11 protein-coding genes are annotated in these 15,650 nt (G+C 72.0%); 9 read left to right on the top strand and 2 right to left on the bottom strand.

The genetic code is table 11. From position 1 onward, the window contains the following. Positions 1-381 precede the first annotated feature (381 nt). From WMF28_RS38480 to WMF28_RS38455, 6 genes are all read left to right on the top strand, one after another. On the top strand, positions 382-2,400 hold the full coding sequence (locus WMF28_RS38480; RefSeq protein WP_437598594.1) for an alpha-amylase family glycosyl hydrolase: 2,019 nt from the start codon (positions 382-384) through the stop codon (positions 2,398-2,400). Between the two features lie 39 nt (positions 2,401-2,439). After that, positions 2,440-3,519, top strand: a complete 1,080-nt coding sequence (locus tag WMF28_RS38475; protein WP_437598593.1) for an ABC transporter ATP-binding protein — start codon at positions 2,440-2,442, stop codon at positions 3,517-3,519. Positions 3,520-3,527: 8 nt separating this feature from the next. Further along, a complete protein-coding gene (locus WMF28_RS38470; protein ID WP_437598592.1) occupies positions 3,528-5,786 on the top strand; it encodes an extracellular solute-binding protein in 2,259 nt (752 codons plus the stop codon). Next, on the top strand, positions 5,783-6,643 hold the full coding sequence (locus WMF28_RS38465; protein WP_437598590.1) for a sugar ABC transporter permease: 861 nt from the start codon (positions 5,783-5,785) through the stop codon (positions 6,641-6,643). Before WMF28_RS38470 ends, WMF28_RS38465 begins: the two co-directional genes overlap by 4 nt. A gap of 208 nt (positions 6,644-6,851) precedes the next feature. After that, positions 6,852-9,698 carry a response regulator gene (locus WMF28_RS38460; protein ID WP_437598589.1) on the top strand — a complete coding sequence of 949 codons (2,847 nt, stop codon included), beginning with the start codon at positions 6,852-6,854 and terminating at the stop codon, positions 9,696-9,698. 27 nt (positions 9,699-9,725) lie between these two features. Beyond that, a complete protein-coding gene (locus WMF28_RS38455) occupies positions 9,726-10,646 on the top strand; it encodes a response regulator (protein ID WP_437598588.1) in 921 nt (306 codons plus the stop codon). Positions 10,647-10,691: 45 nt separating this feature from the next. On the opposite strand, the gene WMF28_RS38450 is transcribed toward WMF28_RS38455, so the two are convergent. Continuing rightward, on the bottom strand, positions 10,692-11,240 hold the full coding sequence (locus WMF28_RS38450; protein WP_437598587.1) for a hypothetical protein: 549 nt from the start codon (positions 11,238-11,240) through the stop codon (positions 10,692-10,694). Positions 11,241-11,531: 291 nt separating this feature from the next. Here WMF28_RS38450 and WMF28_RS38445 point away from each other — a divergent pair, with 291 nt between their 5' ends. The 3 genes from WMF28_RS38445 (at position 11,532) to WMF28_RS38435 (ending at position 14,357) form a co-directional block, all read left to right on the top strand. Beyond that, positions 11,532-11,888: a hypothetical protein gene (locus WMF28_RS38445; RefSeq protein WP_437598585.1), complete on the top strand. Its 357-nt coding sequence runs from the start codon at positions 11,532-11,534 to the stop codon at positions 11,886-11,888. Between the two features lie 238 nt (positions 11,889-12,126). Beyond that, positions 12,127-13,575, top strand: coding sequence for a phospholipase D-like domain-containing protein (locus tag WMF28_RS38440; protein WP_437598584.1), 1,449 nt, complete (start codon positions 12,127-12,129; stop codon positions 13,573-13,575). A gap of 221 nt (positions 13,576-13,796) precedes the next feature. Then, positions 13,797-14,357, top strand: coding sequence for an NADPH-dependent FMN reductase (locus WMF28_RS38435; RefSeq protein WP_437598583.1), 561 nt, complete (start codon positions 13,797-13,799; stop codon positions 14,355-14,357). A gap of 88 nt (positions 14,358-14,445) precedes the next feature. On the opposite strand, the gene WMF28_RS38430 is transcribed toward WMF28_RS38435, so the two are convergent. Continuing rightward, positions 14,446-15,612 (bottom strand): serine hydrolase domain-containing protein, encoded by a 1,167-nt coding sequence (locus WMF28_RS38430; protein WP_437598582.1) that lies wholly within the window; start codon positions 15,610-15,612, stop codon positions 14,446-14,448. Positions 15,613-15,650 lie beyond the last annotated feature (38 nt).

Genomic DNA, 15,650 nt, shown 5'->3' with positions numbered 1-15,650 from the left:
CGATGGCGTATGCGTCCGTTGTGTTGCGTCGCAAAACCCACTTGCCAGGTCCATAAATCGTGGACCCGGCCACTGCTGCTGGTGTAGCGTTCGCGCCGTGCGAGGCGCGTTGAGGGCGGGGGAGCATCGCGTCGTGGCCGCGCCGGTGGCCATGTCGCTGCTGGGGTGCGCATTGCGCTCTGCGGCTCAGCAGAATCCTGCCGATACTACGGCTTTGCCTGATACGCCGGAAGCTCCTGCCGTAGAGACCCAGAATCCTCCGCCGCCGCCAGCCGCAGCGGCGGCCTCTCCGCCGACGGCGGCCGCCCGGCCCGGGCTGCCCGATGAGGCCGCGGCCATCTCGGCGTGGTGGTTCAACACCGCGAGCTAAGGTTTGTCACGATGGACCCGCAGCGATCGACACACCTCAGCTCCGCCCTTCAGGAGTCCGGCCAGGGAGCGCTGAAATACGGAATTGTCTGGCGAATCGCGCGAGCGGCGCGAACGGCGGCCCTCGCCCGGCTGGCCGGGGCCGCGCTCCTCGCGCTCCCCGCGGCGGGGTGCATGCAGCTCGACGAGGAGCTCGCGCAGCAGGTCTCGCTCGCGGCGCACGTGAGCGACTGGCGGGAGGAGATCATCTATCAGGTGCTGATAGACCGCTTCGCCGACGGCGACGCGGGCAACAACTACGGGGTCTCGTCGGCGCCCGGCAGGTGGCACGGCGGCGACTGGAAGGGGCTCGAGGACCGGCTGCCCTATCTCGAGGAGCTCGGCGTCACCGCGCTCTGGATCTCGCCGATCGTCAAGAACGTCGAGACCGACGCCGGCTTCGACGGATACCACGGCTACTGGACGCAGGACTTCACCGCGCTGAACCCCCATTTCGGCGACCTCGCGTCGCTGCGCCGGCTCGTCGCCTCGGCCCACGGCCGCGGGATGAAGGTGATCCTCGATATCGTGACGAACCACGTCGGCCAGCTGTTCTTTTACGACATCAACCAGAATGGCCTCCCCGACGACGCCGTCCATGGCAGCGGCAAGGGCGGGCAGTCGCAGATCGTGCACGAGAGCGAGTACGACCCCGATTTCGACCCCCGCGGCGTCCAGGCGCGGACGTCGCTCGGCGCGTCGGGCCCGGCGCCGATCGTCTTCCGCCACGAGCCCGCGACAAACCACCTCCCGCCGCAGCCCGAGCTCTTCCAGGACCCCGAGGTCTACAACCGCAAGGGCCGCATCGTCGATTTCGACGACGTCGACCAGCTCGTGCACGGCGACTTCCCGGGCGGGCTCAAGGACATCGACACCGCCCGCTGCGACGTGAAGCGGACGATGGTCGACGTGTTCGTTCGATGGGTCGAGCTCACCGACGTCGACGGGTTCCGCATCGACACGCTGAAGCACGTCGAGCACGAGTTCTGGCGCTATTTCACGCAGAACGTCCGGCTGCGGCTGAAGGAGAAGGGCAAGACCCGCTTCTTCATGTTCGGCGAGGCCTTCGACGGCAGCGACGATCTCATCGGCAGCTTCACGAGGCACGACGTCCCGGCCCACCCGCACGACGAGGCGCTCGGCGGCGATCTCGACCGCGAGAACGGCAGCGAGGCGGAGGGGGGCTGTCCGGGCGCCGCGCCGATCACGGGGGACATGGTCGACGGCGTCTTCTATTTCTCCCAGTACTACCAGGTCTTCCGCGACGTCTTCCGGGACGCGCAGGGCACGCGGCGGATCGAGCAGCTCTGGGCGGAGCGGGAGGCCAACTACGGCGCGGAGCCGAACGCGAACGGCACGGGCCTGCCGCCGCTGAAGACGCTCGTCAACTTCATCGACAACCACGATGTCCCGCGCTTCCTCTATGACGGCCCGGGCGTCTCGCCCTTCCAGGCCGACCCCGAGGCGGCCCTGAGGAACGCGCTCCTGTTCCTCTTCACCGAGGACGGCATCCCGTGCCTTTACTACGGCACCGAGCAGGGGTTCAGCGGCGGTAACGACCCGGCCAACCGCGAGGATCTCTGGACGAGCGGCTACGACACCGAGCACCCGCTCTTCCGGTGGGTCAAGCGGCTCACGGCGCTGCGCAGGGGCTACCGGGCGCTCACGGTCGGCGAGCAGACGGTGCGCTGGTCGACGGAGCGGACGGGCGAAGGGGACGAGGACGCGGGGATCTTCGCCTTCGATCGGGGCGAGCCCGACGGCGATTACGCGCTCGTCGTGCTGAACACGCACCCCTGGAAGCAGAGCTCCACGAGCTTCGAAGGGGCGGCGATGACGACCGAGCTCCGGCCGGGGACCGTGCTCGTCGACGTGCTCTCGCCCGGGAAAACGACATATAGCGTGGGCGCGAACGGCGCCGTCACCGTCGAGCTGCCGCCGGTGAGCGGAGCGGTGCTCATCCCGGAAGACCAGGTCATCCAGGGTCTTTGATCCCCAGAAGCCCTCCTCCCCCTTCGAGAGTCTTTGAATATGGCCTCTGTCAAAGTGCGCGGACTCAACAAGCGATTCGGCCAGACCCACGTGCTGCGCGGCGTCTCCGTCGACGTGCCCGACGGCTCGTTCGCCGTCCTCGTCGGCCCGAGCGGCTGCGGCAAATCGACCTTGCTCAGGCTGCTCGCCGGGCTCGAGGAGGCCGACGACGGCTCGATCGCGCTCGGCGGGCGCGACGTCACGCGGCTGGAGCCGCGCGACCGCGACATCGCCATGGTGTTCCAGTCGTACGCCCTCTACCCGCACCTCACGGTGCGCGAGAACCTCGCGTTCGGCCTGAAGCTCCGGAAGACGCCGCCCGCCGAGATCGAGGCGCGCGTGAAGGAGGCGTCCGAGATGCTCGGCCTCGGCCCGCTCCTCGACCGGCACCCCCGGGCGCTGTCCGGCGGCCAGCGCCAGCGCGTCGCCATGGGCCGGGCCATCGTGCGGCGGGCGCAGCTCTTCCTGTTCGACGAGCCGCTCTCGAACCTCGACGCCGCCCTGCGCGCGCAGGTGCGGGTCGACATCCGCAAGCTGCACGACCGGCTCGGCGCGACGAGCGTCTACGTCACCCACGACCAGGTCGAGGCCATGACGCTCGCCGACGAGATCTTCGTGCTCAACAAGGGCGTCGTCGAGCAGTCGGGGCCGCCGCTCGAGGTGTTCGCCCGGCCGCGCACCCAGTTCGTGGCGAGCTTCCTCGGCAGCCCGGCCATGAACTTCGTCGACGCGCGCATGGAGAGCCGCGAAGGCCGGTGGTTCGCGGCCCAGGGCGACCTCGCTGTCGAGGTCGACCCGGCCGAGTTCCCTGGCGCGCTCTCGTCCGGGCGGCGGGTGACGGTCGGCGTGCGCCCGCACGAGGTGGATCTCGCCTCGGGGGAGGGCGGCGCCCCGTTCGAGGTGACGATCGTCGAGGCGCTCGGGGCCGAGTCGTACGCTCACGGCACCGTCGCGGGGGCGCCGTTCGTGGCGCGCCTCGACCCGGCGACGCGCGTGGCGAAGGGGGACACCGTGGCGATCGCGCTCCGCCAGGTGCACCTGTTCGATGCGGACTCCGGGCTGACCCTCCGGGATGCGTGAGGCGACCCATGCCGAGCCGCCGCCGCCGCCGCCGCCCCGCGCTCGCCGCGCTGGCCCTTGTCCTCCTCGTGCCCGCGCTCGCGGTCGCGGCGCCGATCCGGCTCTGGCACGCCTACCGCGACGACGAGGCCAGGGCCCTCGGCGCCATCGTCGCGGCCTTCCAGGGCGAGGAGGTCGAGCTCCTCGCCGTCCCGTTCGACGCCTACGCCTCGAAGCTCCAGGCGGCGATCCCGAGGGGCCAGGGGCCCGACCTGTTCATCGACGCCCACGAGCGGCTCGGCGACTACCGCGCGCGCCAGCTCGTCGCGCCCGTGGGCGACGCGCTCGAGGCGGACGGCGAGGCGGTGTTCCAGGGGCCGGCGCTCGCGGCGGTCCGGCAGGGGGGCGAGCTCCTCGGCCTGCCGATCAGCCAGAAGTGCATGGCGCTCTACATGAACACCGCGCTCGTCCAGGAGGCCCCGGCCTTCCTCGAGGACATCGCGGCGCTCGCCGGCGCCCTGCCGCAGGGCGCGTACCCGCTCGTGTACGAGGCGTCGAACGCCTACGCGCACATGCCGATCCTCGCCGCGTTCGGCGGCGCGATGCTGGACGAGGACGACCAGTTCGGCCTCTTCGGCCCGGGGCCGGAGCGCTCGCTCGAGCTCGTCCGCTCCCTGATCGCGCGGCGGGTCGTCCCGGAGGACGCGGACGGCGCGCTGGTGACCGACCTGTTCAACGCGGGCCGCGCGGCGTTCGTCATCAGCGGGCCGTGGTTCGTGGGCGGCCTCACGGCCGAGGCGAAGCGGAGCGCGCGCGTCGTCCCGCTCCCGAAGGTGCGCGAGACCGGCCGGCCGATGCGGCCGTTCATGACCGTCGAGGCGGTGATGCTCTCGCCCCAGGGCGCGCAGCGCGCCGAGGCGCGGGCGCTCGCGCGCCACCTCGCCGGGGCGGCGGCCGCGGGGACGCGGATCGAGCTCGCGCGCACGCCGCCGGTGCGGAACGACGTCGCGGTCCCGGCCGACGACGCCTTCATCGCGGCCTTCACCGAGCAGGCCAAGGCCGCCATCCCGATGCCGACCTCGCCCGCGATGCGGTCGACCTGGGAGCCGTCCACGCGCGCGATCCGCAAGGTGCTGCGGGGCGACGCGCCCCCCGACGTCGCGCTCTCCGAGGCGAAGCGCCGGTTCGACGACGTGCGCCGGCCGCTGCCCCCGCCCGCCTCGCCGGCGCCGCTCCTCGTCGCGCTCGGCGCGCTCGCGCTCGTCCTCGTGCTCCGGTGGGTCTCCGCCGCGAAGGGCGCCGCCCACGGCCCCACCCTCCGGCAATCGCTCCCGGCCTACAGGTACGTCGCGCACGCCGTCGTCGCGATCGGCGTGCTCGTGCTCGTGCCGCTCGTCATCGGCGCGGCGACGTCGCTCTTCGCCGGCAGCGGCGAGGGCCTCCGGTACGTCGGCCTCGCCAACTTCATCAGCATCCTCACGGCGCGCGGCGGGCCGCTCTTCGCGAGCGGCTCGTTCTACCTCGTGCTCGCGGTGACCGTGCTCTGGACGGCGGTGAACCTCTTCTTCCACGTCGTCCTCGGCGTCTCGCTGGCGCTGCTCCTGCACCGCCCGACGCTGCGCCTCCGCGCGCTCTACCGGGTGCTCCTCATCGTGCCCTGGGCCGTGCCGAGCTACGTGACCGCGCTGTCCTGGAAGGGCATGTTCCACCGCCAGTTCGGGGCCGTGACCGGCCTCATCGAGGCGGTGAACGCCGCGTTCGGGACGAGCATCGCGCCGATCGCCTGGTTCTCGAGCTTCACGACCGCGTTCACGGCCAACGTGACCACCAACGTCTGGCTCGGCTTCCCGTTCATGATGGTGGTCACGCTCGGCGCGCTCACCGCCGTGCCCGAGGAGGTGCTCGAGGCCGCCGAGGTCGACGGCGCCTCGCGCTGGCAGCGTCTCTGGAAAATCACGCTTCCACTGATCGGGCCGGTGCTCGCGCCGGCGGTCACGCTGGGCGCGATCTGGACGTTCAACATGTTCAACGTGGTGTTCCTCGTGTCCGGCGGCGATCCGGACGGCACCACGGACATCCTCGTCTCCGAGGCGTACCGGTGGGCGTTCACCCGCGAGGCGCAGTACGGCTATGCCGCGGCGTACTCGGTGCTCATCTTCCTGCTGCTCACCCTCGCCACGCGGGCCTCGGGCTGGCGGCGGCGGAGGCCCGGGTCGATCCTCCCGCGGGGCGGCGGGGCGGCGGATGGGTCGGCACCTGTCCCGGTGGCGGCGACGGAGGCCGTATGACGCGCAGGCCTTCTCCGGTCGAGTCGATCGCGGTGCACGTCGCGCTGCTCGCGGCGGTCGCGTTCGCGCTGTACCCGGTGCTCTGGGTCGCCTCGATCGCCTTCTCGGGGGTGCGCCCGCCGGTGCCGGAGGTGCTGCCGATCCCGAACCAGCCGACGCTCGAGCACCTCGAGGCGGTGGTCACGACGTCGCAGAAGGTGGGGGGCGAGCCAATCTGGGTGTTCCCCCGCCAGCTCGCCAACTCGGTCGTCGTGGCGCTCGCGACGGCGGCCGTCGGCGTCACCATCGCGGTCCCGGCGGCGTATGCGCTCGCGCGCTTCCGGTTCGCCGGCAAGGACCGCGGCCTGCGGGCGCTGCTCGCGACGCAGATGTTCCCGACGGTGGCGAGCGCGATCCCGCTGTACCTCCTGCTCGACGCGCTGGGCCTGCTCAACTCGCGGACGGGGCTCGTGCTCTGCTACGCGTCGACGGCGGTGCCGTTCTCGATCTTCCAGCTCCGGGCGGCGTTCGAGGCGATCCCGGTCGACCTGGAGGAGGCGGCGATGGTCGACGGGGCGACGCGCTTCCAGGCCTTCCTCCGGGTGGTGCTCCCGGCGGCGCGGCCGGCGATCGCGGTGACGACGCTGTTCGCGATCATGACGGCGTACAACGAGTTCATCCTCGCGGCGACGCTGCTCTCCAAGGAGGAGATGTTCACGCTGCCGGTGGTGCTGCAGCGGTACATCGGCGAGCACGACGCGCAGTGGGAGCGGTTCGCGGCGGGGGCGCTGCTCGTGTCGCTGCCGGTCATGGGGGCGTTCTACCTGGTGCAGCGGCACCTCGTGGCGGGGCTGACGACGGGCGGGGTGAAGGGGTGAGGGAGGGGTGAGCCTCCCAGCGCGCGACCCGGCCGCGCCTCTGCGGAGCGGTCCGCCGGCGCGACCCGCGCTGCTCGGCGGCGTCGCGGCGCTCGGGGTCGCGCGGCACCCCCCCGCCTACCCTCTGCCGCCCCTGCGCACCCGTCCGCTTGACCCCACCCTCGCGCCCATGGACGCCCGATCGCGACCCCGCTATCTCCAGGAGGCCATGCCCAAGGCCGAGGTTCCCTCGCCAGCCGCCGCGCCGGGGACCCCCCACGCGGAGCCCCGCCCCTCGCAGGGCGGCGAGGCCCGGCCCTCGCAGGGCGGCGACGCTCGCCTGTCGTTCGGCGGCGATCTCGACGGCCACGGCACCTTCCTGCCGGCCCCCGCCGTGCTGCAGCGGCGCCTCGGCCGGCCCTCCTGGGAGAAGGTCTGGCTCCCGCTGCTCGGGCCCCTGCTCGCGCTGCTCGTCATCGTCGCGGTCGCCACGCTCGATGCCGCGCTCGACTGGAGCGTCCCGAACCCGCCGGCGATCCTCTCGATGGTCATCGTCTTCGCGGCGTTCAGCGGCGGCATGTGGAGCGGCATCGTCTCCGCGCTCGTCTCGTGCGTCTACTTCGCGCTCTACTTCTCCGAGCCCGGCGCGCCGCTCTCGTACCAGGAAGACAACCTGCTCCGCGTCATCGTCTTCGCCGTCACCACGCCCGCGATGGCGGTGATGGCGAGCATCGCGAAGCGCCGCGCGGACGCCATGGGCGAGGCCTCGCTCGAGAACGAGCGCGAGCACTCGGCGAGCCTGCGCGCCCTGCTCATGCAGCGCCAGGCGGTCGAGGCCGAGCTCCAGCAGGCCAAGGAGGCCGCCGAGGCGGCGAGCCGCGCGAAGAGCGAGTTCCTCGCCAGCGTGAGCCACGAGATCCGCACCCCGATGAACGGCATCATCGGCATGACGTCGCTCGCGCTCCAGACCGAGCTCAGCCAGGAGCAGCGCGAGTACCTCGAGATGGTCAAGATCTCGGCCGACGCGCTCCTCGCCATCATCAACGACGTCCTCGATTTCTCGAAGATCGAGGCCGGCAAGCTCGAGATCGAGCCCGTCGTCTTCGACCCGAGCGAGATCATCGGCGACGCCGTGAAGACGCTCGCGCTCCGCGCGCACGAGAAGCGGCTCGAGCTCGCCTATGACGTCGGCTCCGACGTCCCCGAGGCGCTCGTCGGCGACCCGCTGCGCCTGCGCCAGGTGCTCGTGAACCTCGTGAGCAACGCGGTGAAGTTCACCGACGCCGGCGAGATCGTCGTCCGCGCCGAGGTCGACTCGCGCGCGCCCGTCACCGCCGAGGAGGACGCCGGCGCGGACCGCCAGAGCGCGCCCAGCCTCTACGCGGGCGAGGCGCTCGGCGACGCCCTGGTGCTCCACGTGCGCGTGATCGACACGGGCATCGGCGTCGCCCCCGACAAGCAGCGGCTCGTCTTCGACGCGTTCGCGCAGGCGGACGGCTCGACCACCCGCAAGTACGGCGGCACGGGGCTCGGCCTCACGATCTGCGCCCGCCTCGTCGAGATGATGGGCGGCAAGATCTGGATCGAGAGCGAGGTCGGCAAGGGCAGCGTGTTCCACTTCACCCTCCAGGTCCGGGCGCTCGACGGCGCCGCCCGGTCGCGCCGCCTGCAGATGCCGAGGGATCTGCTCGGCACGCGGGTCCTCATCGCCGACGACAACGCGACCGCGCGGCGCATCCTCGCGGAGACCATCGAGGGCTGGGGGATGAAGCCGGTCCCGGTCGACTCGGGGGCGGCGGCGATCGCGGCGCTCTCCGAGGACTCGGGCGTGTGGGCGCTGCCCTGGGGCAAGCCGGGGGGCAACGCGGTCGGGCCGAGCTCCTCGTTCGGCCTCGCCATCGTCGACGCCCGCATGCCGAAGGTCGACGGCTTCGCCGTGGTCGAGCACTGCCGGCGGCGCGAGATCTTGAAGGGGCGCACCCTCATGATGCTCAGCTCCACGTCCGCGCAGGCGGACGCCGCGCGCTGCCGCGATCTCGGCGTCTTCGCCATGGTCACGAAGCCCGTGAAGACGTCCCTCCTCCAGGAGGCCGTGTTCCACGCCCTCGGCGTCCCGACGCGGAGCGCGCTCCGGTCGGCCGACCTGCGCCGCGCCGCGCCCGGGCCGCGCGCCCGCGGCCTGCGCGTCCTCGTGGCCGAGGACAACGCGATCAACCAGAAGCTGATGCGCCGCTGGCTGGAGCGGCAGGACCACCACGTGCACATCGTCGAGAACGGCCGGCTCGCCGTCGAGAAGATCGCGACCGGCCAGTACGACGTGGCCCTGCTCGACGTGGAGATGCCCGAGATGGATGGCCTCCAGGCCGCGCGGGTCGTCCGCGCGCGCGAGCGGCGCGAGGGCGGGCACATGCCGCTCATCGTCGTGACCGCGTACGCGATGAAGGGCGACCGCGACCGCTGCCTCCGGGCGGGCTTCGACGGCTACGTGTCGAAGCCGGTGCAGGTCGAGGAGCTCTACGACATGATCGACCGGCTCGCCGCCGGGCCTTCTTCCCTGGAGGTCGAGGACCCGGCGCGCCTGTCGCTCGGCGCGCCGGGCTCGTACTCGCCGGTGCCCTCGTCGTCGCTCGACAGCGGGCCGCCGAGCGCCCGCTCGGACGAGCGGCCGCAGGGCACGCCCTCCTCGATCGCGAGCCGGCCGATGTTCGACCGCACCCGGGCGCTGGAGCGGACGGGCGGCGACGCCGACCTGCTGCGCGAGCTCGCCGAGGTCTTCCTGGAGGAGTGCCCCCGGTGGATGGCCGACATCGACGAGGCGGTGACCGCCGGCGACGCCCGCAGGCTCCAGCGGGCGGCGCACAGCCTGAAGGGCGGGGTCGACAGCTTCGGCGCGCGGGGCGCGTTCGAGGCCGCCTTCGCGCTGGAGAAGATGGCGCGCGCGAACGAGCTCGGAAGCCTGGCCGAGGCGCAGTTCGCCCTGCGGGCGCAGGTCGATCGCCTGATCCCCGAGCTCGCCGCGTTCGTGCGCGAGGGCTCGCCGGCGGACGCCGCGCCGCCGGCGGATGGAGCAGCATGAGCGGCGCTCTGAGGGCGAGGTGACGCGATGGTGAGGGTGCTCGTGGTGGACGACTCCCCGATGGATCGGCGCCTCTCCGGGAGCCTGCTGAAGAAGCGCGCCGGCATGGAGCCCATGTACGCCGAGAACGGCGTCGAGGCGCTCCAGGCGATCGCCAAGGTGATGCCCGAGATCGTGCTGACCGATCTCCAGATGCCGGAGATGGACGGCCTGGAGCTGGTCGAGGCGATCCGCCGCGAGCACCCGTACCTGCCGGTGATCCTGATGACGGCGCACGGCAGCGAGGAGATCGCGGTGCAGGCGCTCCGGCGCGGCGCCGCGAGCTACGTCGCGAAGCGGAGCCTCGCGGCGGAGCTCGTGAGCACGGTCGAGAACGTCCTCGCCGTGGCGCGGCTCGATCGGCGCGAGCAGCAGCTCCTCTCGTGCCTGACGGCGACCGAGTCCCATTTCGAGCTCGACAACGACGTGGCGAAGGTGCCCGCGCTGGTGGGCCACATCGAGCAGAGCCTGGGCCGGATGCGCCTGTGCGACGAGACGGGCCGGATCCAGGTCGCGGTGGCGCTGCGCGAGGCGCTCGTGAACGCGATCGTGCACGGCAACCTCGAGGTCAGCTCGACGCTGCTCGACGAGGATCCGAGCGCCTTCTCGGCGCTCGTCGAGCGGCGCCGGACCGAGAGCCCCTACCGGGACCGGCGCGTCCACGTCATGGCGCGGGAGACGCGGACCGAGGCGACCTACGTGGTGCGCGACGAGGGCCCCGGCTTCGACCCGCGCGACCTGCCCGACCCGACCGATCTCGCCAACCTGGACAAGCCGAGCGGCCGCGGCCTGATGCTGATCCGCACCTTCATGGACGATGTGCGGCACAACGAGAAGGGCAACGAGATCCACATGGTGATGCGGTGCCGCTCGGGGTCCGACCATGAGCCGAGCGATCCGGGCGGCTGAGCACCGATGCGCTCGCCAGCTCGCGGCGGGCAGGAGGACGCCGCTTCACCTTGGCGTGCACGCCTGCGAGAGCTGCAAGAGCGGTCCTGGCGTGCAGGTGTCGAGACCCAGCTTGAGCTCCTTGACCAGGCGGTCGAGGTCGGCCAGAGGCTCCGGCGCGTTCGGGAACTCATACTGGTGCGATGTCAAGAGGCCGTCGCGCTGCAGGCTCACGCGGGTCGCGCCGCCGTCCGCGCAGTCGGGGCAACCGTAGCGCGCGTCGAGGGGCATTCTGCCCAGCGCGCCCTCGACCTCCGCGACGTGGCGCGAGCCTTTGTCCGTCAGCGTCGCGAAGTTCGAGCGGCGGCAGTCCCCCTGGTGCGCGCAGGCCTTCAACTCGAGCGCCGCACCGTCTCGGGACACCGTCGTGATGCACTCGCCGGCGCAGAACCCGAAAGAGAACTCGGTGGAGAGCCACACCCCATCGGCCCCTGGCGCGGCGCCTAGCTGCTGCTGCCCATGCGCCAGCTCCTCTCCGGAGCTGGCGACGCAACCGGCGCCGAACGAAAGACCCAGGACCAAAGCAACGACGCTGACCATCGTGGATGTTTTCATGCCAGACACAGAGGCAACCACCATGCCCGAGCGGGCACATCTCCAGCGATCAGCGCTCCGCCGGACACCCGAGCAGAGCAGCGGCGGAGTGACTCCCCTGAGCTCAGGAGGATGTCGGAGAGGTCGACTTGTGGCTCGGTTCAGCACATCTCTTGCGGCCTTGCACAGGCCTTCAGGCCTCCACCTCGCTGTCGCCGGGGCCTCGCTCCAGCGGAAACGCCTTCGCTCCAGGGCGGCAATCCCGTGGTAATTTCCGCTCGCCCGGCGCTCGCGCCGAACTAGACTCCCGGGATGCAACTGCGAATGGATGGGGATCGACTGACCCTCACGCTGGAGGGCGTCGAGCGCCTCTGGGCGGTGAAGCTCGCGCCCATCGTGGTGCCGCGCGAGCACGTGACGCGGGCGGAGGCGACGCTTCCGCCCGCCACGTGGCGGCAGATCCGCGCGCCGGGGACGGCGCTTCCCGGGCTGATCAAGGCGGGGACGTACTACACCGATCGCGGTAAGGAGTTCTGGTACACGGTGCGGCGCCGGAAGCACAACCCACTGACGATCGAGCTCGAGGGGGAGTCGTACCGGCGGCTCGTCCTCACCATCGATGATTCCACCGGCTGGATCGCGCGGATCAACGCCTGGGCAAGAGGCTGAATCGCTCGAGCCCGAGCGCTGAGCCGGCGCGCCCCTCGCCGCCGGCTCCGATCGACCCGGGCCTGAAGGGCTTCGGCAGCGTCGGCGGCGCCCTCGGCGATCCGCCCGTCATGCCCCACGCCGGAGCCGACGTAGAGATCCAGGCATGGCTCGCCGCCCCGACGCGGAGGACCACCCGGGGCACATCGTCGACGCAGCGCGGGACGGGGCACCGAAACTCTGGCATCTACGGTGTGCCATGTCCGCCGCTCGCGTCCCCGCACGCATCTCCCCGACGAACGCACCGCTGCGCGCCGTCGCACGGCAGACCTTCAGTCGCGTCGCCGGCGCGCCGCTCATCGGTGGTAACGCGGTCGAGCTGCTGATCGACGGGCGAGCGAACTTCGACGCCTGGCTCGCCGCGATACGGGTCGCGCGCACCTCGATCCTGCTCGAGAACTACATCTTCGACGATGACGCGCTGGCGCGCGAGCTCCGCGACGCGCTCAGCGAGCGCGCCGCGGCGGGCGTCCACGTCAGCGTGATCCGCGACTGGTTCGGGTGCCTGGGCGCGTCGACGGACCAGTTCTGGAGCGAGCTGCGCGCGGCGGGCGGGGAAGTGCGCACCTACAATCCCTTCAGCTTCACCAGCCCGTTCGGGTGGGTGGCGCGCGATCATCGCAAGCTGCTCGTCGTCGACGCCGAGGTCGGCTTCGTCTCCGGCGTCTGCGTCAGCGGCAAATGGCTCGGCGATGCGGCGCGCGGCGTGCCGCCGTGGCGCGACACAGGCATCGCCGTGCGGGGGCCCGCGGTGCGCGCGCTCGCCGATGCCTTCGCCGACAACTGGGCGAGCCTCGGTGAAGGCCTGCCCGCCGAGCTGCCCGTCCTCACCGGGGTTCCGCCGGCGGCCGGCCCCATGGACCTGCGCGTGGTGGCGAAGTTGCCGAGCACGACCGGGCTTTACCGGCTCGATCAGCTTGTCGCCGCGCTGGCGCAGAGGACCCTCTGGCTGACGGATGCGTACTTCGTCGGCGTCGCGCCGTACGTCCAGGCGCTCACGGCGGCGGCGCGCGATGGCGTGGACGTGCGCCTGCTCGTCCCGGGCACGAGCGATATTCCGGCCGTCGGCACGCTGTCGCGGGCCGGCTATCGACCGCTGCTCGAAGCCGGGGTGCGCGTCTACGAGTGGAATGGCTCGATGCTCCACGCGAAGACCGCGGTGGCCGACGGCCGCTGGGCGCGCGTGGGATCGAGCAACCTCAACGTCGCGAGCTGGCTGGAAAACTGCGAGATCGACGTGACGATCGAGGACGAGGAGTTCGCCGGGCGCATGCAGGCGCAGTATGAGGAAGATCTCCGCGGCGCGACCGAGATCGTCCTCCACGCGCGGCGTCGCGCGCGCCACGACAGAAAGCGCCGCCTGCAGGGGGCCGGGACCGGGCGCTCCGCCGCGGGCGCCTTGCGCCTCGCGAACACCGTGGGCGCGGCGATGACGAACCGCCGTGTCCTCGGCGCGGCCGAGGGCGCGATCCTGCTCGGCGGAGCGCTCTTGCTCCTCGGCGGCGCGGCGGTGGCGCTGTGCTTTCCGCGCTTGCTCGCCTGGCCGCTCGCCGTGCTCGCGCTGTGGTCAGCGATCAGCCTGCTCATCAAGTATGTGATCCTCGCCCGCAGGGCCAGGGCTGCTGCTTCATCGTCGCGCGCGCACTGACGCGGTCGAGCTCGCCAGCGTCACTGTCGTGCCTGCTGCGCTCCGGCGGGCCCACGCGACACGCGGGCGGTACGGGATGTGCATTCTCGCGAAACGGGAAACGCGAAACCTGGCTGGTGTAGCCTCGAACGGTCTCTCCTCTTCACCGGGGTGTCGTGGGAATGAGCATCACGCCGCCCGTTGGCTCGATCGGAGAGGGGGCCATTGCCTGGAGCGCAGATATGCTGAAGGTGGCGATCATCCTGGGGAGCACGCGGCCGGGCCGCAACGGCGAGGCCGTCGCGAAGTGGGTGCACGGCGTGGCGGCGAAGAAGGGCGGCGCCGACTACGAGCTCGTCGATATCAAGGATTTCGACCTGCCGCTGCTCGACGAGCGGGTGTCCCCGTCGATGGGGCAGTACACAAAGCCTCACACAAAGGCGTGGGCGGCAAAGATCGACCCGTTCGACGCCTTCGTGTTCGTCACGCCCGAGTACAATCACGGCACCTCGGGCGCGCTCAAGAACGCCATCGATTATCTGTACAAGGAGTGGAACAACAAGGCGGCTGGCTTCGTGAGCTATGGCAGCGCGGGAGGCGTCCGCGCCGTCGAGCAGCTCCGGCTCGTGATGGCCGAGCTTCAGATCGCGGACGTGCGTGCGCAGGTCACGCTCTCTCTGTACGACGATTTCGAGAATTTCAGCGTGTTCAAGCCCAACCCCCGCCACGAGGCGTCCGTCGGCAAGCTGCTCGACCAGCTGCTCGCGTGGGCCGGCGCGATGAAGACTCTACGTAGCAAGTGAGCGACACGCGCTCGCGGCGCCTCGCAGCCCGCGCCGCCCGCGGCTTCAAGCAGACCGCGTTTCTTCTTCGAGCGACGCGCACCAGGGCTCAGAGACAGGAGTACACCGCGTCGATCAGCGCCGGCCACCGCGGGTCGCCGCCCTCGCCGCTGGCGATGGGCTGGTTCGGCGTGTAGCCGAACCCGAGCCCCGCGTCGGGGTCGGCGAAGCCGAGCGCGCCGCCGGCGCCGGGGTGGCCGAAGGTCCGCGCGCCGCGGCCGAAGGGGCGCAGGGCGCTCGGGAGCATGAAGCCGAGCGAGAACCGGCTCTCCGCGAGGAGGACGGCGTCGGGGCCGCGCGACCGCTCGGCGAGCGCGGCCTCGATCGCCTCGGGCGAGAGCACGCGCGCGCCGCCGGCGGAGGCGCCGCCGTTCGCGAGCGCGCCGTACATCCGCGCGAGGGCGCGCGCGTTCGCGTGGCCGTTCAGCGCGGGGATCTCCGCGCGCCGGGCGCGGGCGGTGTTGACGAGGCCGGGCGACACGAGGTCGCGCGGCCTGGTGAACGCCATCGAGGTGAGCGACGCCGGGTCGCGGAAGCTCGCGGCGAACGCGCCGCCCAGGCCTGAAGGGCACGCGAGGGTCGGCGCCACATCGGCGATCCGCCCGTCGTGCTCGGCGCCGGTGCCGATGTGGAAGTCGAGGCCGAGCGGCCCCGCGACGGCCTCCCGCAGGAGCGCGCCCACGCGCTGGCCGCTGGCGCGCCGGATCACCTCGCCGACGAGGAAGCCGAACGTGACGGCGTGGTAGCCGTGCCGGGCGCCCGGAGCCCAGAACGGCTCCTCCGCGGCGAGGGCGCCGGTCATGGCCTGCCAGTCGTAGAGCGCGCCCTCCGGCGGCTCCGCGCGGAGCGCCGGGAGGCCGGCGCTGTGGTCGAGCAGCTGGGCCACGAGCACGCGCTCCTTGCCGGCCGCGGCGAACTCCGGCCACGAGGCGGCGACCGGCGCGTGGAGGTCGAGCGCGCGCCGCTCCGCGAGCGCGTGGGCGCACAGGGCGACAGCGCCCTTGGTCGCGGAGAAGACGTTCACGATCGTGTCGCCGCGCCACGGCGCGGTCCGCGCCGCGTCCCGGAAGCCGGCCCAGAGGTCGACGACCACGCGGCCGCGCGCCGCGACGCACACGGCGGCCCCGAGCTCGGGAAACCGCTCGAAATTCGAGGCGAACGCCGCGCGCACGGGCGCGAACGCGGGGTCGCAGGAGCCATGGAGCGCGAGGTGCACCGCTCGTCCCTTCGTCCCTTCCCCGGAGCCGCACGGAT

The organism is Sorangium sp. So ce590 (assembly GCF_051521365.1).
GTDB lineage: Bacteria > Myxococcota_A > Polyangia > Polyangiales > Polyangiaceae > Sorangium.
The sequence above is the reverse complement of the archived record's forward strand: the minus strand, read 5'-3'. Positions and strand labels throughout refer to the sequence as shown.